At 66.9% G+C, this 15,968-nt stretch carries 16 protein-coding genes and 1 pseudogene; 8 read left to right on the forward strand and 9 right to left on the reverse strand.

The window, feature by feature from the left end:
- Positions 1 to 72: 72 nt before the first annotated feature.
- The 7 genes from JMF82_RS00730 to JMF82_RS00760 form a co-directional block, all read right to left on the reverse strand.
- Positions 73 to 651, reverse strand: a complete 579-nt coding sequence (locus JMF82_RS00730; protein WP_236585224.1) for a 1-acyl-sn-glycerol-3-phosphate acyltransferase — start codon at positions 649 to 651, stop codon at positions 73 to 75.
- Positions 652 to 659: 8 nt separating this feature from the next.
- Entirely contained in the window at positions 660 to 1,082 is a 423-nt protein-coding gene (gene arfB, locus JMF82_RS00735) for an alternative ribosome rescue aminoacyl-tRNA hydrolase ArfB (protein WP_201312615.1), read from the reverse strand.
- 52 nt (positions 1,083 to 1,134) lie between these two features.
- Entirely contained in the window at positions 1,135 to 1,833 is a 699-nt protein-coding gene (locus JMF82_RS00740; protein WP_201312616.1) for a pseudouridine synthase, read from the reverse strand.
- A gap of 159 nt (positions 1,834 to 1,992) precedes the next feature.
- Entirely contained in the window at positions 1,993 to 3,609 is a 1,617-nt protein-coding gene (ubiB, locus tag JMF82_RS00745; RefSeq protein ID WP_201312639.1) for a ubiquinone biosynthesis regulatory protein kinase UbiB, read from the reverse strand.
- 29 nt (positions 3,610 to 3,638) lie between these two features.
- Positions 3,639 to 4,289, reverse strand: a complete 651-nt coding sequence (locus JMF82_RS00750; protein ID WP_201312617.1) for an SCP2 sterol-binding domain-containing protein — start codon at positions 4,287 to 4,289, stop codon at positions 3,639 to 3,641.
- 155 nt (positions 4,290 to 4,444) lie between these two features.
- The gene (trmL, locus tag JMF82_RS00755; protein WP_201312618.1) at positions 4,445 to 4,909 is read right to left on the reverse strand and encodes a tRNA (uridine(34)/cytosine(34)/5-carboxymethylaminomethyluridine(34)-2'-O)-methyltransferase TrmL; all 465 of its coding nucleotides are present in this window, start codon (positions 4,907 to 4,909) and stop codon (positions 4,445 to 4,447) included.
- Positions 4,910 to 4,951: 42 nt separating this feature from the next.
- Complete coding sequence (locus JMF82_RS00760; protein ID WP_111984865.1) at positions 4,952 to 5,155, reverse strand: hypothetical protein; 204 nt, start codon at positions 5,153 to 5,155, stop codon at positions 4,952 to 4,954.
- A 298-nt stretch (positions 5,156 to 5,453) separates the two neighbouring features.
- On the opposite strand from JMF82_RS00760, the gene JMF82_RS00765 reads away from it, so the two are divergent.
- From JMF82_RS00765 to pssA, 7 genes are all read left to right on the forward strand, one after another.
- A complete protein-coding gene (locus JMF82_RS00765; protein ID WP_201312619.1) occupies positions 5,454 to 8,327 on the forward strand; it encodes a pitrilysin family protein in 2,874 nt (957 codons plus the stop codon).
- 100 nt (positions 8,328 to 8,427) lie between these two features.
- A complete protein-coding gene (locus tag JMF82_RS00770) occupies positions 8,428 to 8,850 on the forward strand; it encodes a DUF4156 domain-containing protein (protein ID WP_201312620.1) in 423 nt (140 codons plus the stop codon).
- A 231-nt stretch (positions 8,851 to 9,081) separates the two neighbouring features.
- Positions 9,082 to 9,576, forward strand: coding sequence for a MarR family transcriptional regulator (locus tag JMF82_RS00775; protein WP_201312621.1), 495 nt, complete (start codon positions 9,082 to 9,084; stop codon positions 9,574 to 9,576).
- 2 nt (positions 9,577 to 9,578) lie between these two features.
- Positions 9,579 to 11,720 carry an FUSC family protein gene (locus JMF82_RS00780; RefSeq protein ID WP_201312622.1) on the forward strand — a complete coding sequence of 714 codons (2,142 nt, stop codon included), beginning with the start codon at positions 9,579 to 9,581 and terminating at the stop codon, positions 11,718 to 11,720.
- Positions 11,710 to 11,910 carry a DUF1656 domain-containing protein gene (locus tag JMF82_RS00785; protein ID WP_201312623.1) on the forward strand — a complete coding sequence of 67 codons (201 nt, stop codon included), beginning with the start codon at positions 11,710 to 11,712 and terminating at the stop codon, positions 11,908 to 11,910. The genes JMF82_RS00780 and JMF82_RS00785 overlap by 11 nt, the downstream gene beginning before the upstream one ends.
- Positions 11,911 to 11,919: 9 nt before the next feature.
- Positions 11,920 to 12,942: an HlyD family secretion protein gene (locus tag JMF82_RS00790; protein WP_201312624.1), complete on the forward strand. Its 1,023-nt coding sequence runs from the start codon at positions 11,920 to 11,922 to the stop codon at positions 12,940 to 12,942.
- Positions 12,943 to 13,055: 113 nt separating this feature from the next.
- Positions 13,056 to 14,450 carry a CDP-diacylglycerol--serine O-phosphatidyltransferase gene (gene pssA, locus JMF82_RS00795; RefSeq protein WP_201312625.1) on the forward strand — a complete coding sequence of 465 codons (1,395 nt, stop codon included), beginning with the start codon at positions 13,056 to 13,058 and terminating at the stop codon, positions 14,448 to 14,450.
- Positions 14,451 to 14,570: 120 nt separating this feature from the next.
- On the opposite strand, the gene JMF82_RS00800 is transcribed toward pssA, so the two are convergent.
- Both JMF82_RS00800 and JMF82_RS00805 read right to left on the reverse strand, forming a co-directional pair.
- Positions 14,571 to 15,167: a GNAT family protein gene (locus JMF82_RS00800; protein WP_201312626.1), complete on the reverse strand. Its 597-nt coding sequence runs from the start codon at positions 15,165 to 15,167 to the stop codon at positions 14,571 to 14,573.
- Between the two features lie 354 nt (positions 15,168 to 15,521).
- Positions 15,522 to 15,728, reverse strand: coding sequence for a DUF465 domain-containing protein (locus tag JMF82_RS00805; RefSeq protein ID WP_111984763.1), 207 nt, complete (start codon positions 15,726 to 15,728; stop codon positions 15,522 to 15,524).
- Between the two features lie 101 nt (positions 15,729 to 15,829).
- Between JMF82_RS00805 and JMF82_RS00810 the strand changes: the two are divergent.
- Positions 15,830 to 15,968 (forward strand): annotated as a pseudogene (locus tag JMF82_RS00810) (tRNA 2-thiocytidine(32) synthetase TtcA); the annotation flags it as partial.

Below are 15,968 nucleotides of genomic sequence, written 5' to 3' on the forward strand. Positions count from 1 at the left end.
GACCGCACCCTTGGGAAGTGCAGCCATGGATGGCTGCTTCTTGACCTTCGCGGTCACGGATGACCGCACAAATCAAGCGTTGCGGTGCTTGCCTCGATAGGGCGTGAACAGCGCGCGGATCCGCGTCATGTCCGCGTCGTGGTCACCGGTGGCGCGTACCACGGGGCCGAAGGTGAAGGTCTTGGTCGGGTAATCGAGGAAGAGCGTCTGGATGGGCACGTTGGCGTCGTGCGCGATGCGCAGAAAGCCTGACTTCCAGTGCTTCACCTTCTTGCGCGTGCCCTCGGGCGTGATGCCCAGCCACATGCGGTCCTTCTCGGCGAAGCGCTTCACCATCTGGCCGACCACGTTGAGCGCGGCGCTGCGGTTGATGCCGATCATGCCAATGGGGCGCAGGATGAGGCCCAGGGGGCCGTCGAGCACTTCACGCTTGATGATGATGTTGATGTCCACGCCCAGGCCGATTTTCATCAGCAGGCCGTAATAGCCGTCCCAATAGGACGAATGCGGCGCGCCGATGATGATGAGCTTGGGTTCGTTCGGCAATTCGCCGACCAGGCGCCAACCGCTCAGGCGCAGCAGCACGCGCGCCAGCCACGGCCAGAAACGGCTGTTGAGCTTCGGTGCTTCAGGCGGGGCGGATGGCAACATCCGGGTACTCATTCACGACTCCAGTCACGCGAACGCGTTTGCTTGATCTTGCCTCGCTGCTGCTTGCCGGCGAGGCGGCGCTCTTTCGAAGCGCGGGTGGGTTTGGTGGCGATGCGCGTCTTGGGAACCACCAGCGCGGCGCGGATGACTTCGACCAGGCGTTCGCGCGCGTCCTCGCGATTGCGGCCCTGGTCGCGGAAGCGTCGCGCCTGGATCACCAGCACGCCGTCGTCGGTGAGCCGGCGATCGCGGCGGGCAAGCAGGCGTTCGCGCACCGCGTCGGGCAGTGATGGCGAACGTGCCACGTCGAAGCGCAGTTCGACGGCGCTTTCGGTGCGATTGACGTGCTGCCCACCGGGACCGTCGGCACGCAGGAAGCGCTCGGTCAGCTCGGTCTCTGGCAGGACGATGGAACGGCTGACGGTGAGCATGATGCGAAGTTTAGCGGGCCCGCGTGACGTGCCGCCATGGCGCGCCGCCGCATTACCCGGGCAGCGACCAGCCGAAGCGTTCGAGAAGGGCGCGATAGGCGGCATCCAATGGCGCCTCGAGGCGCATGGGCGCGCCGCTGACCGGATGGGCGAAGCTCAGCCGCCATGCGTGCAGCAGCATGCGATGGCAGCCGAAGTACTGCTTGTACAGGCGGTTGTGGTCGCCGCGTCCGTGCTGGCAGTCGCCGATGATCGGATGGTGGATGTGCGCCATGTGCTTGCGGATCTGGCGGAACCGGCCAGTGTGCGGTTCGGCCCGCACGAGGGCATAGCGCTGCTGCGGGTAGCGGCCCAGCGCGATGGGCACCTCCACCGTCGCCAGGCGCTGGTACGAGGTGCGGGCCTCGCGGCGCGGGCCGGTTTCGCGCGAGCCGGGCAGGGGGTAGTCGATCTCCGCCGCTTCCGGCTCCGGCCAGCCACGCACGACGGCGAGGTACTGCTTGTGCACGTCGCGCCCCATGAACTGCTCGCCCAGCGCGGCGGCGATCTCGCTGGACCGCGCCACGAGCAGCACGCCGCTGGTCGCGCGATCCAATCGATGGGCGAGGTAGGTGACGCCGCCGACCTGTTCGCGCAACAGATCGATCAGGAACGCCTCCGCATTGCCGACCATCTTGGAGCGGTGCACGGCGAGGCCCGCGGGTTTGTTGACCGCGATGAGGGCGTCGTCTTGATAGAGGATGTCGAGCATGGAAGTGTTCGGATATGGCGCGATAGCTGCGTGGCTTTCGGAATTCCTCATCGTCATCCCGGCGAAAGCCGGGATCCAGTGCCTTTGATCGGGGTTGCCTGCGAGCGAAAGCGAAAGGCGCTGGATTCCGGCTTTCGCCGGAATGACGGTGAGGGTGGATCAGCGGCGTGGCCAGCCCACTGCGAAAGAAATGAGTCCGGCCACGCCCACCGCCGTGGCATGCCACGCGGCCTGTGCCGGCGCCTGCGTCCACAGCACCGCGCTGCCCACCAGCAGGCTGCTGCCGAGCAAGCCGAACGAGAGCGCACGACGCGTGCGCTGCGCTTCCTCGCGCTGTAGTTCAAGCTCGCGCGGGTCGCCGATCGTATGCCGCTCGCCTTTCGCCACCTGGCGCAGCGCATCGCGCATCAACTCGGGAAACTGCGGCGCCGCGTGGAACCATTCGGGCAGGCGGCGACGCATCTCGCGCAGCGTGCGGCGCGGGCTGTAGCGCTCGCGCAGGATGCGCTTGAGCACCGGATGTGCCACCGCCCAGATGTCGATCTGCGGATCGAGCATGCGGCCCACGCCTTCGATGTTGAGCAGGGTCTTCTGCAGCAGGATCAGTTGCGGTTGCAGCGTGAGTTCGTAGCGGCGCGCGGTCTGGAACAGCTTGACCACCAGTTCCGCCAGCGAGATCTGGGAGAGCGGCCGCGTGAAATACGGCTCGCATACGGTGCGCACCGCGGCAGTGAGTTCATCGAGGCGCACGGTGGAAGGCATCCAGCCGGCGTCGACGTGCAGCTGTGCGATGCGCGCGTAGTCGCGCTCGAACAGCGCGATGAAATTCTGCGCCAGCCAGTACTGGTCCTCTTCCGGCAGCGAACCCATGATGCCGAAATCCAGCGCGATGAAGCGCGGTTCGCCGGGGCGCGCGGTGTCCACCCAGATGTTGCCGGGGTGCGCGTCGGCGTGGAAGAAGTTGTCGCGGAACACCTGTTCGTAGAACAGGCGCACGCCTTTCACCGCGAGCGCCTTGCGGTCCACGCCCGCGGCGTCGAGCGCGGCGATGTCGTCGCAACTGACGCCGTAGACACGCTCCAGGGTCAGCACGCGCGCGGCGGTGAGATCCCAATGCACGGCCGGCACGTACATGTCCACGCCGCTTTCGAAGTTGCGCCGAAGCAGGCTGGCGCTGGCGCCTTCGCGCTGCAGGTCCAGCTCGTTTTCCAGCATCTTCTCGACTTCGGCCACCACGTCGAGCGGGCGGATCTTGTCGGCGTTGGGATGCCAGCGCTGGGCCAGTTCGCCCAGCGAGCGCAGCAACTTCACGTCACGCTCGATCTGCCGGTCGATGCCCGGGCGCAGCACCTTCACCACCACGGCGCTGCCGTCATGCAGCGTGGCGGCGTGCACCTGCGCGATGGAGGCGGAGGCGAGCGGCGTTTCGTCGAAGGCGGCGTACAGCGTGGCGACCGGCGCCTTCAACTCCTGCTCGACGATGGCGCGCGCCTCGGCGCCGGGGAACGGCGGCACCTGGTCCTGCAATTGCGCGAGTTCATCGGCGATGTCGGCGGGAACCAGGTCCCGTCGCGTGGACAGCACCTGGCCGGCCTTCACGAAGATGGGGCCGAGGTCGGTGAGCGCCAGCCGCAGGCGTGCACCGCGCGAGAGGCCGTCCACATTGACGCGCGGCTTCGCCACCAGCGGGCGCACCAGCTTGAGCGGGCGGAACAGGTGGGCGGCGTCGACCAGTTCGTCCAGTCGATAGGCGAGCAGCACGGAGGCGACGCGCATCACGCGCGGTACGACCTTCAGGGGTGTCGTCACGCGGCCGGTCCTTTCTTCAGGCGCTGCTCGAGGCGGGCAAGGCGTGCTTCCAACCGCTCGCTGCGCTCGCGCAGATCGTCCACGCCGTCGAGAAAGCTTTCCACTTCGCCTGGCGCGGCGGCGACGCGAATCTCGTCGCGCAGCCAGTCGGCGGTGTCGGTGCTGAGGTGGCTCGCCGTTTCCCTGGCATGCGCGAGGCCCGTGCGTACGGCCTTGGCGAGCGGCACACCGAGCACTTCCCCGAAGGTGCGCGCGAAGGCTTCTTCGAAATCCGGCGCGAACTTGCTGGCGAGTTTTTCCAGGCGGCGCGCAAGATCGGCATCGCCGGCGATGTCCACCTTGCCCGGCGCCACGCCTTCGTCGTCGCGCTTCACCAGCATGCCCAGCAGGCTGCCCGGCGTGGCGGCGACGCGCAGATGGCTGCCTTCCCTGGCCGGTCCGACCTTCAGCCGATCGCCTTCCACCGTCACCGACAGCGCGAGCTCGGGGCCGCGCAGATGCAGCTGCACGCTGCGGCCATCGAGCGTGGACAGGCGCGTGACCGTTTCAGGATCCAGCGACAGCGTATGATTGAGCGCGGTTTCCAGCGCGCGGCCGGCAAGGGCGCGCAGCGGACGGGGCAGCAGGGAGCTTGGAGAGGCGGTCATGTCGCGATTGTAGCGGGTGAGGCGGTTTGCCTCGCGATGATGGTCAGCAACGCCGGCCGTTGTGGGAGCGCACCCTGTGCGCGACAACCAACCGGAGCAGGGTGATGGGATGCCCCTGTCGCGCACAGGGTGCGCTCCCACACGACCGCTGGCGCTCAGGCGGCGCCGGTGAAACCCAGTTGCCGCCATGCCTCGTACACCGCCACGGCGACGGTGTTGGAGAGGTTCAGGCTGCGGCTGTCGGGGCGCATGGGCAGGCGCAGGCGTTGCGCCTCGGGAATGGCGTCGAGCACCGGGCCGGGCAGGCCGGCGGTTTCGCAGCCGAACAGCAAGGCATCGCCTGCGGCGAAGCGGGCATCGACATGGGCGACGCGGCCGCGCGTCGAGAACGCAAACACACGTGGCTGGCCGATGCCCTCGAGGCAACTGGCGAGGTCGTCGTGCACGGCCAGCTGCGCATATTCGTGGTAGTCCAGGCCTGCGCGGCGCAGGCGGGCATCGTCCAGCTCGAATCCCAGGGGCCGGATCAGGTGCAACGTGGCGCCGGTGTTGGCGCACAACCTGATCACATTGCCAGTATTCGGCGGTATTTCCGGTCGGTAAAGGATGACATGCAGCATCCAGCCATTATCGGGTCTCTCCCGTGACCCGCCAAACGGTGCTCAGCCGTTGTTGGCCCGGGGGCAAACCACGCCGTCGGGCGGCAGCGCGCAGGCGACCGGGGTGGCGATCAGCTGGCCGGCGCTACCGGCGGCGGCGAGACGGATGGCGTCGGGCGAAGCATTCACCATGGCACCCAGCACGAGTCCACACACCAGCAGGCAGGCAACGAACAGGCCGCGCAGCATCAAGGCTTCGAATTTCATGATCATGTCTCCGATGAAAGTGGGTAAGTCCTGCACGGTAGATATGGCAAGCCCCGTGCCAACCCCCTGTTCACCTTCAAGTGACTGTGTTTGTTGGAAATTGGATGAGGCGTCCGGTGCATGTTGGCTGTCCGCGGACAGCGACCGGGCGCGGCCGGACAGCCGGGCGGACAGTCGTCCGGGCAGGTGTTCGGGCAAGTGTTCGGGCACTAAACCCCCTGCCATTGGTCATTTGCCAAAGCCCCGGAGCCATGGCTAGCCTCCGGTGTTCACAAGTCGAAACAACAGGAGTGTCGTGATGGCAAGAAAGCCCCTCGCCCTGCTCGTCGCAGGACTGCTCAGCGTCTCGACCGGCCTGCCGGTGATCGCTGCGCCCAACGCCGCGGTGGAATCCGCCGCCACCGCCGTTCCCGACATCGCCTACACCCGTTTCACCCTGCCCAATGGCCTGACCGTGGTGGTGCATGAGGACCACAAGGCGCCGGTGGTGGCGGTGAGCATCTGGTATCACGTGGGCTCGGCCGACGAGCCCAAGGGCAAGACCGGCTTCGCGCACCTGTTCGAGCACCTCATGTTCTCGGGCTCGGAAAACCACAAGGGCACCTACTTCCAGCCGTTCGAGCTGGCCGGCGCCACCGACATGAACGGCACCACCTGGTTCGACCGCACCAATTACTTCGAAACGGTGCCGACCACCGCGCTCGACATGGCGCTGTGGATGGAATCGGATCGCATGGGCCACCTGCTGGGCGCCATCGGCCAGAAGGAACTCGATACCCAGCGCGGCGTGGTGCAGAACGAAAAGCGCCAGGGTGAGAACCGCCCCTACGGCCGCGTGGACCAGAACATCCTGTCCAACACCTATCCGGGCAACCACCCGTACCAGCACGACACCATCGGCTCGATGGCCGACCTCAACGCGGCCTCGCTGGCCGACGTGAAGCAGTGGTTCCACGACTACTACGGCGCCGCCAACACCACCCTGGTGCTGGCCGGCGACATCACCGTCGCCGAAGCGAAGGCCAAGGCCGAGAAGTACTTTGGCGATATCCCCGCCGGCCCGCCGGTGCCGCGCCAGCAGGCGTGGATCACGCCGCTGTCCAAGTCCACGCGTGGCACGCAGCACGACCACGTGGCGCAGCCGCGCATCTATCGCACCTGGGTGGTGCCGCAGCTGGGCACGGACGATGCGATCCAGCTCGATCTCGCCTCCACCGTGCTCGGCGGTGGCAAGACCTCGCGCCTGTACCAGCGCCTGGTCTACCAGGACAAGCTGGTCGACGATGTGTCGGCGAGCATTTCGCCGTTCGCGCTGGCCAGCCAGTTCCAGATCCAGGCCGACGTGAAGGACGGCGTGGATCCGGCCAAGGTCGAGGCGGCGATCAACGACGAGCTGCAGAAATTCCTCGCCGACGGCCCGAATGCCGACGAACTGGAGCGCGCCAAGATCGGCAACCGCGCCGGCTTCGTGCGCGGCCTGGAGAAGGTCGGCGGCTTTGGCGGCAAGGCGGTGATCCTGGCCGAGGGCCAGGTCTACCGCGGTGATCCGGGCGCCTACAAGAAGGACCTGCAGCGCGCCGACGCCGCCACGCAGGCCGGCGTCAAGGCCGCTTCCGACAAATGGCTGAGCCATGGCGACTACCTGCTCACCGTGCTGCCCGCCGGCGACGACTTCAACGGCGAACAGGAAGACGCCAAGGTGGTCGCGCTCGGTCCGGTCGATGGCAAGCCGGTGCCGAAGATGCCTGCCAAGCAGGACTTCAGCGTGGCCAAGAGCCAACTCGACCGCAGCCAGGGCGTGCCCAAGGTGGCCACCTTCCCGGACTTGAGCTTCCCTGCGCTGGAGCGCGGCAAGCTCAAGAACGGCATCGAAGTCGTGCTGGCGCAGCGCCATACCGTGCCGGTGACGCACGTGCAGTTGCTGTTCAACGCGGGCTACGCCGCCGACCAGGGTCGCAAGCTCGGCACGGCCAGCTTCACCACCACGCTGATGAACGAGAGCACCAGGGATCTCGACTCGGTGGAAGTGGCCAAGCGCAAGCAGCGCCTCGGCGCGATCACCCGCATCGGTTGCGGACTCGACTCGTGCTCGGCATCGCTCAATGCGTTGAACGACCAGCTGCAGCCGTCGCTCGCGCTGTTCGCCGACATCGTGCGCAACCCCGCCTTCAAGAGCGAGGACATCGAGCGCGTGCGCGGCCAATGGCTGGCGGGCATCGCGCAGGAGAAGACCCAGCCCACCGCGCTGGCGCTGCGCACGTTGCCGCCGCTCATCTACGGCGCCAACCACGCCTATGGCATCCCGTTCACCGGCTCGGGCACGGAGGCGGCGATCAAGTCGATGCAGGCATCGGACCTCACGGCGTTCCAGCGTGACTGGCTGCGCCCCGACAACGTGAAGATCCTCGTTGCCGGCGATACCACGCTCCAGCAGATCATTCCGCAGCTCGAAGCCGCCTTCGGCGACTGGAAGGCGCCGTCCAGCGCCTTGCCGAAGAAGAACATCGCCACGGTGGCGGCGCAGCCCAAGCCGCGCGTGTTCCTGATCGACAAGCCGGATGCACCGCAGTCGCTGATCCTCGCCGGCCTGCTGGCGCCGTCCAGCAAGGCACCGAACGAGCTGGCCATCGACGTGGCCAACGGCGCGTTCGGCGGCAGCTTCACCTCGCGCCTCAACATGAACCTGCGCGAAGACAAGCGCTGGGCCTACGGCGCCTTCAGCTTCATGCGCGATGCGGTCGGCCAGCGTCCGTTCCTGATGTACGCGCCGGTGCAGACCGACAAGACCGCTGAGTCCGCCAACGAAGTGTTCAAGGAAGCCAGCGAAGTGGTGGGCGCGCGTCCGCTGACCGGGCAGGAGGTCGACAAGATCAAGGACTCCAACGTGCGTGGCCTGCCGGGCAGCTTCGAGACCAGTTCCGAAGTGCTGGGCGCGATGACCGAGATCGTGCAGTACGGCCGTCCGGACGACTACGTGCAGACGCTCAAGGCCCGTACCGAAGCGATCAACCAGTCCGATGCGGAGCAGGCGTTGAAGGAAATCATCAAGCCTTCGGCACTGACCTGGGTGATCGTGGGTGATCTCAAGAAGATCGAGCAGCCGGTGCGCGCGCTCAAGCTGGGCGAGATCCAGGTGATCGACGGCGACGGCAAGCCGGTACCGGCCAAGTAATCGTTGATGTCATAGGGGGACTGGTTCACGTCCCCGGGTTAGGATGGAGGCCGGGCGGGCAGCCGCCCGGCCTTCTATTTTTCCTGTCGCGGAGTCATCCATGCGCAAGACCCTGTTGTTGCTCGTTCCCATCGCGTTGCTCGGCGCCTGTACCTACGGCATCACGCTGGACGATGCCGGCAAGGGCGTTCGCACGGCCTGGACTGGCGATATGTCGTCGTGCCGTGACCTGGGCAAGGTCACCGTGTCGGTGATGGACCATGTCGGCCCGGTCAATCGCAATGACATCAAGGTGCGTGACGAACTGGAAGTCATGGCGCGCAACGAAGCGGCCAAGATGCATGCCGACACCATCAAGCCACTGAGCGAACCGACCGACGGCTCGCAGCCGTGGGGCGCCTACCAGTGCGGCAACGCGCAGCTGGCGCCGGCCCATCGCCAGGCAAGCCCCAACCAGCCGCCGCCGAACCAGGGCACCACGCCCGGCGGTTTCGAGACCTATCCGATCAAGGGCAACAACTGAGCCCGGCTGGCTTGCTGTAGGAGCGCACCCAGTGCGCGAAAAGCCAACGGAGCGCTGACGGCGAGGCCCCGCGGTCGCGCACTGGGTGCGCTCCTACACACTCGCACCGCCAAAGGCGCCCTCGTGGCGCCTTTTTCACGCGCGCGGGATGACGCTCTTGCAGGTCCTTGGCGCACGAGCCTAAAATACACATGTATATATTACATATATGTACTATTTGGGCCCGCGGCCATGAGCAGCTTCCTTCCCACCGAACAGCGATTGGCGATCACCCGCCAGCGGCATCCTGCGTTTCCGCGGGACCCGGCCGTGCTCGTTCGCCTCATCAAGCACATCTACAAACGCGTGCATGACGACGCCAATGCCATGCTGCGGCCCTACGGCATCAATCACCCGGAATACAACCTCCTGATGATGCTGTACGGCACCGAGGACTACACCATGCATCCCACCGAGCTGGCGGATGCGGCAGGGGAAAAGCTGGCCAACATCACGCGGCTCACCAACGGGCTGAGCGAGAAGGGCCTGATCGCGCGCAACGCCAGCGACGAGGATCGCCGCAAGGTGGCCCTGTCGCTGACGCCGGACGGCGTGGCCATGATCGAAGGATTTCTGCCGGACGTGTGCACCCTGCTGGAACGGCAGGTGGGCGACATGCAGCCGCGTGAAACGGCGCAGCTGGAGCGCCTGCTCAAGAAGTTCCTCGCGCAACTGGAGCGGCCATAGGTATGGCCGCGGTGCCCTCCGACGTATCCGCGAAACACCCGCTGCCGTGGCTGGGCGAGTTCCTCGCGACCGAACGCCAGGCCTGGATCTTCGTGTTCAAGTGCATGCTGGCGTTCTACATCGCCGCGTGGCTGTCGATGGTGTTCCAGCTGGAGCAACCCTCGACCACGATGATCACGGTGTCGATCGTGATGCATCCGCAAAGCGGCATGGTGCTCGCCAAGAGTTTCTACCGCGCCATTGGAACCTGCGCGGGCAGCCTGTGCGGCGTGCTGCTGATGTCGGCGTTTCCGCAGCAGCGCGAACTGTTCCTGGTGAGCCTGTCGTTGTGGGTGGGCCTATGCGCGGGGGGCGCCGTGCTGTACCGCAACTTCATGTCCTACGGCTTCGTGCTGGCCGGCTACACGGCTGCCATCGTGGCCTTGCCGGCCATCAGTAACCCGTACAACGTGTTCAATTCGGCCATGATGCGCGTGAGCGAGGTGATGCTCGGCATCATCGTGGCGGGCCTGGTCAGCGACGTGGTATTGCCCGAGCGCCTGCGCCAGGTGCTGCGCAACGCGGCGCGCTCGCACTATGCGCACTTCATCGAGTTCGCGCGCGGCAGCCTGGGCGGCGCCATTCCCCGCGCGAAGATGGAAGAGGCGCACCTGCGCTTCGTGCGCGCCGCCGTGCAGCTGGAAGACCTGCGTGCTTCCGTGATCTTCGAGGACCCCGAAGCACGCGCCCGCAGCAGTCGCATGCAGCTGCTCAACCTGCGTTACATGGCGGCTGCCACCAGCTTCCAGTCGCTGCACCACTTGATCAATCGCCTGCAGCGCAACAACCACCCGCGCACCGCAAGCGCGCTCATCAAGCTGTACGCGCCGGTGGGCCACGCGTTGTCGCCACCACCGACGGAAAGTGCCGCGCCGAAGTCGCTTGCCGCGCGGCTGGAGGCCTGCGAAACCACGCTGCCGCCATTGGCCGCCGAGTTGCGCGAAGGCCTGCGCCAGGACCCCGAGCTGCTGCTGGAGTTCGACAGCGGCACGACCCTGCTCTATCGCTTCGTCAGCGAGCTGCGCGACTTTGCGGCGCTGGAAGCGGCGCTGCGGGAAACGCAGGGCCGCCTGAAGGGTAGCGTGGAACGCGTGGACTTCAAGCGCGCCAACGATTACGCCGCGCCGCTGATCGCGGTGCTGCGCACCTTCCTCACCATGATCACGTTGAGCGTGTTCTGGCTGTGGTCGGGCTGGCCGTTCGGGCCGAGCGCCATGCTGCTGGCGACGATCTTCAGCGGCCTGCTGGCCACGTCGCCGTCGCCGCTGGCGGCCACGGCCAACACCTGGATCGGTTATGCGGTGGGCATGATCGCGGCGTACTTCGTGGTGTTCTGGCTGCTGCCCGGCAGTGACGGTTTCACCATGCTGGTGCTGGCGACGATGCCGTTCTTGCTGATCGGGCCGTACCTCACCACGCGCAACGCGACGCTGCCGGGCATCGGCGCGGGCTATACGCTGGGCTACGTGTACATCCTCGCGCTGCAGAACCCGATGGTGTACAGCCCGGAGCGTTTCTTCAACGATGCCATCGCCTCGTTGTTCGGCCTGATGATGAGCGGCGTGGCGTTCATGATCATTCCCACGGTGCTTGGCACCGAGTGGTTGCGCCGGCGCCAGCTGCAGCAGTTGCGCAGGCAGGTCTCGTACGCGGCCACCGCTCCCAGGGAAGGGCTGCTTTACCGCTTCGAGAGCGCCAATCGCGACCTGTTCCACCAGGTCGTGCAGTTCACCCAACCCAATAGCGCCCAGTCGCGCGGCCTGCTGGCCTGGGGCCTGGCCGTGCACGACACGGGCCGCGCGATCATCGAGCTGCGCCAGGACATCCGGCACGCCGACCTTCCGCCGCCCCTGTGCGAAGCGATACAGCACGCGGTCGATGCACTGGCGAGCCTTTATGACGCCCCCGACAAGCCGCGTTGGCAGGCGGCGGATCGCGCGGTCGACCATGCCATCACGCTGACCACGCAGACGCTGCCTCAGATGCGCGCCACCTGCCAGCCGGCGCTGGCGCACCTGCTGCAGTTGCGCACGGCCTTGCGCGACGACGAATCGGCGATCGCTCCCTACATCGTGAAGGCACCGGAGACTCCCCATGCCACGTGAAATCGCCCTTGCCGACGCGCTGGTGCCCAGCATCCTGCTGGTCTACCTGGGGTGCCTGCTGGTGTTGTGGGTGATCGACACCATCGTCGGCCGCTATGGCCTGTATCGCTACGTGTGGCATCCGTCGCTGTTTCGCGTTGCCATGTTCTTCGTGCTGTTCGGTGCAGTCGGCCTTCTGCTGTATCCCTGAGTGACCTACATGAAAATCCAGCCCCAAGCCTCGCTCCGATTCGCCATCACCGCCGTCGTCGTCATCGTGGCGCTGCTGCTGGGCCATGCCCTGTGGCGGCACTACATGTATTCGCCCTGGACGCGCGACGGTCGCGTGCGCGCGGAGGTGGTGCGCGTCGCGCCGGACGTGTCCGGCCTGGTGACGAAGGTGGCGGTGATCGACAACCAGGAAGTGAACAAGGGCGACGTGCTGTTCGAGATCGACCCCTTGCGCTTCCGCATCGCCTTGCAGCAGGCCGAGGCGAACCTCGATGCCGCGAAGGCGAGTGCGCGCGCGGCCGGCGCGAACATCGATGCCGTACTGGCCAGCGCCGCCGCGCGCAAGGCCGAATACGACATGCGCCAGGAGCAGGCCACGCGCCGCGAACAGCTGGCCGAGGTCGTGCCGAAGGAGGAGCGCACGGATGCCAAGTCCGCTGCCGAGACCGCGCGCGCGATCTGGCAGCAGGCGCAGGCCAGCGGCCACCAGGCCAATGCCGCGCGCGAGCAGGCCGAAGCCGCGGTGGTGCAGGCGCAGGTGGCGGTGGACCGCGCCAAGCTCGACCTGGAGCGCACCGAAGTGCGTGCCCCCGTCGACGGCTACGTGACCAACCTCGACGTGCGCGTGGGCGACTATGCCGCCACCGGTACGCCGCGCCTCGCGCTGATCGATCGCCACAGCTACTACATCTACGGCTACTTCGAGGAAACCAAGCTGCCGCACCTGCGCGTGGGCGATCCGGTGGATATCCGCCTGATGAGCGGTGGCACGCACCTCAAGGGACGCATCATCGGCGTGGCGCGCGGCATCACCGACCGCGACAACCCGACCGGCAAGGATCTGCTCGCCGACGTGAATCCCACCTTCAACTGGGTGCGGCTGGCGCAGCGCGTGCCGGTGCGCATCGCGATCGACGAGTCCAGCGCGCCCAGGGACGTGGTGCTGGCGGCGGGCATGACCGCCAGCATCGACGTGCAGCCGCGACGCGTACTGGACAAGCGCGAACACTGACGTTGCTTCATGCGCCGTTGCGCGAAAACGACGGCGCCGTCACGTCGGACATTGAAGGGTGCACATACCGCGCGTTCCACCCGGGGCGCCGGGTTGCCTTAACATGGCGCCCCATGAATCGATCCCTGCCCTCGCCGCGCGGCCTCGCCCGCCGATTGTTGTCACTGCGGCGCCGTCGCGGCCTGGATCTGTCCGGCCATCCGAACTTCGCCGTGCCGCCGGCGTCCATCACCACGCTGAGCGGGCCAGGCGCCTTCCGCGAGACGCTGCTGGCGATGATCGCGCAGGCCCAGCGGCGCATCGTGCTGGTCGCGCTGTACCTGCAGGACGATGACGCCGGACGCGAGGTGCTCGATGCGCTGTACGCGGCGCGCGCGGCGCGGCCATCGCTCGGCATCGAGGTCTACGTCGACTGGCACCGCGCGCGTCGGGGGTTGATCGGCAAGCGCGCCAGCGAAGGCAATGCGGCGATGTATCGCGACTATGCGCAGCGACTGGGCGAAGGCGTCGTCGTGCGCGGCGTGCCGGTGCAGACGCGCGAGCTGTTCGGCGTCTTGCACCTGAAGGGCTTCATCATCGACGACGCCGTGCTCTACAGCGGCGCGAGCCTCAACGACGTCTACCTCGCGAAGCACGAGCGCTACCGGCTGGATCGCTATCACCTGATCCGCCATCGCGGGCTGGCCGACAGCATGGTCGATTTCGTGGCCCGCCAGTTCCGCGACAGCGATGCCGTGCCGCGCTTCGATCGCCTGCCACTGCCTCGACCGCGCGACATGCAGGAACCGATCCGGCGCCTGCGCCAGTCACTGCAGCAGGCGCGCTACGGTGGCGCCGGCGAAACCCCCGGCGAGGGTGACGTCACGGTCATCCCGCTCGCGGGGTTCGGACGTGGCGACAACGCGCTCAACGACACCTTGCTGGGGCTGCTGCGCGAGGCACGCCAGCGCGTGATCCTGCTGACGCCGTACTTCAACCTGCCGCGGCCGGTGCGCGCGGCGATCGGCCAGCTGCTGCGCCGTGGCTGTCGCCTCGACATCATGGTGGGCGACAAGACCGCCAACGACTTCTACATACCGCCCGGGCAGCCGTTCAGTCGCATCGGCCTGTTGCCGTATCTCTACGAGAGCAACCTGCGCCGCTTCGCACGCCTGCACCAGGGCGCCATCGACAGCGGTCAGCTCAACCTGTGGCTATGGCGTGACCGGGACAACAGCTATCACCTCAAGGGCCTGTTCGTGGACGACGAATGGGCGGTGCTTACCGGCAACAACCTCAATCCCCGCGCGTGGGCGCTGGATCTGGAAAACGGCCTGCTGTTGCGTGATCCCTCGCGGCAACTGCACGAGCAACATGAAGCGGAGTGGCAGGCGCTGCGCCGTCATGCGACGCGCCTGGACCATTATCGCGACCTGCAGGGCGCGCGCAGCTATCCGCCCGAGGTGCGCAAACTGCTGAAGCGGCTGCGGCGGGTGCGGCTGGATCGGTTGATTGGGCGGTTGCTGTAACGCGCGTCATGCCATTGTAGGAGCGCACCCAGTGCGCGACCGCGGCGTGGCGGGTGCATCATGGTGTCATCGCGAGCGTCTGTCGCGCACTGGGTGCGCTCCTACAGGGGAGTGGGGCGCTCAGCCCGCCAGGCGCTCCAGCCGCATCGCCAGCCAGCGCGCGACATCCGGCCACTCGCTGTCGATCACGCTGTAGCACACGGTATGGCGCAGGCCGCCGTCGGGGCGGCGCTTGTGGTTGCGCAGCACGCCTTCGCGCTGCGCGCCAAGGCGCTCGATGGCGCGTTGCGAGTCGAGGTTGCGATGGTCGGTATGCAGTTCCACCGCCACGCAGCCCAGTGTCTCGAAGGCGTGCTGGAAAAGCAGGCGCTTGCAGGCCGTGTTGAGGTGGCTCTTCTGCCAGCGCCTGGCGTACCAGGTGTAGCCGATCGCCACGCGCGGCAGGTCCGGCGCGAAGTCGTAGTAGCGCGTGGTGCCGACGATCTCGCCACTGGTCTTTTCGCGCACCGCGAAGGGCAGCATGGCGCCGGTGGCCTGGCCCTTCAGTGCCTTGGCGATGTAGTCCGCCGCTTCTCCCGGCGCCGGTGCGCTGGTGAACCACAGGTTCCACAGCTCACCGTCGGCCGCCGCGGCTTCCAGTGCCGGCGCATGCGCGGCGGTGAGCGGTTCGAGCACGACGTGGTCGTCTTCCAGGCGAAGCGGGGTGAGCGTGGGCATGGCGGCTCCGGTATTCGGGGAGCGGTGATTTAAGCAGTCGCGCCGGTCGGACGACAGTGGCGGGCGGATGCATGCCGGCGCGCAGCCGATGTCCCACCGGCGATCGCAAGCTTCTCAGACTTCCTTCTCAGACTTTTCTGATGGGATGACATGGCATGCCCACCTAGACTTTCGCTCGTGTCGCGGTTGCCAGGGACTTCGTCGCATACCTGCCAGGAAGGCATGACACCCCGGTATCCGGCGAACCGCGTCACCCTGTTTCCCCTTGCGTGGACCCTGATGGCGCAGCGTTCCCGGGCCCGTTTGCCGGCAGGCGGCCCGATCCGGGTCGCCGGTTGGCGTGCCGGCGTGGCGTCAGGCGTCCAGATCGGGAATCAGCCGGCTTTCCAGGCGGGCGATGTGGTCTTTCAGCAGCAGCTTGCGCTTCTTCAGGCGGGTGATCTGCAGTTCGTCGCGGCTCATCGACGAGGCGAGATGCTCGATGGCGACGTCGAGATCGCGGTGCTCGACACGCAGTTCGGCCAGCAGGTGGGCGATTTCGGCTTGATCCTGAACCTGCATGACGTCGGGCGCGTGCTGGAAAGACAGCATGGAAGTCTACTCCTGCCGGACCCGGGACGCTCGGGCCGCTACAATGGGGGGCCGTTCCGCCCGATACCGTCATGTCCGCCGTCCAGCCCGACGCCATCCGCAAGCAGCACCATGAGGCCGCCAAGCTGGCCAAGCGCCTGCGTCATCAGGTCGGCCAGGTCGTGGCCGACTTCAACATGATCGAAGACGGCGACAAGGTGATGGTGTGCC

Origin of the sequence: Dyella sp. EPa41, assembly GCF_016586165.1 — a bacterium.
Taxonomy (GTDB): domain Bacteria; phylum Pseudomonadota; class Gammaproteobacteria; order Xanthomonadales; family Rhodanobacteraceae; genus Dyella.

Bases quoted from the DNA above. Each gene is read 5' to 3' on its own strand.
- JMF82_RS00730 (WP_236585224.1), bottom strand. From the start codon at position 651: ATGTTGCCATCCGCCCCGCCTGAAGCACCGAAGCTCAACAGCCGTTTC.
- arfB (WP_201312615.1), bottom strand. From the start codon at position 1,082: ATGCTCACCGTCAGCCGTTCCATCGTCCTGCCAGAGACCGAGCTGACC.
- JMF82_RS00765 (WP_201312619.1), top strand. From the start codon at position 5,454: ATGGCAAGAAAGCCCCTCGCCCTGCTCGTCGCAGGACTGCTCAGCGTC.
- JMF82_RS00740 (WP_201312616.1), bottom strand. From the start codon at position 1,833: ATGCTCGACATCCTCTATCAAGACGACGCCCTCATCGCGGTCAACAAA.
- JMF82_RS00805 (WP_111984763.1), bottom strand. From the start codon at position 15,728: ATGCAGGTTCAGGATCAAGCCGAAATCGCCCACCTGCTGGCCGAACTG.
- JMF82_RS00760 (WP_111984865.1), bottom strand. From the start codon at position 5,155: ATGAAATTCGAAGCCTTGATGCTGCGCGGCCTGTTCGTTGCCTGCCTG.
- ubiB (WP_201312639.1), bottom strand. From the start codon at position 3,609: ATGCGCGTCGCCTCCGTGCTGCTCGCCTATCGACTGGACGAACTGGTC.
- JMF82_RS00750 (WP_201312617.1), bottom strand. From the start codon at position 4,289: ATGACCGCCTCTCCAAGCTCCCTGCTGCCCCGTCCGCTGCGCGCCCTT.
- JMF82_RS00770 (WP_201312620.1), top strand. From the start codon at position 8,428: ATGCGCAAGACCCTGTTGTTGCTCGTTCCCATCGCGTTGCTCGGCGCC.
- JMF82_RS00800 (WP_201312626.1), bottom strand. From the start codon at position 15,167: ATGCCCACGCTCACCCCGCTTCGCCTGGAAGACGACCACGTCGTGCTC.
- JMF82_RS00785 (WP_201312623.1), top strand. From the start codon at position 11,710: ATGCCACGTGAAATCGCCCTTGCCGACGCGCTGGTGCCCAGCATCCTG.
- JMF82_RS00790 (WP_201312624.1), top strand. From the start codon at position 11,920: ATGAAAATCCAGCCCCAAGCCTCGCTCCGATTCGCCATCACCGCCGTC.
- pssA (WP_201312625.1), top strand. From the start codon at position 13,056: ATGAATCGATCCCTGCCCTCGCCGCGCGGCCTCGCCCGCCGATTGTTG.
- trmL (WP_201312618.1), bottom strand. From the start codon at position 4,909: ATGCTGCATGTCATCCTTTACCGACCGGAAATACCGCCGAATACTGGC.
- JMF82_RS00775 (WP_201312621.1), top strand. From the start codon at position 9,082: ATGAGCAGCTTCCTTCCCACCGAACAGCGATTGGCGATCACCCGCCAG.
- JMF82_RS00780 (WP_201312622.1), top strand. From the start codon at position 9,579: ATGGCCGCGGTGCCCTCCGACGTATCCGCGAAACACCCGCTGCCGTGG.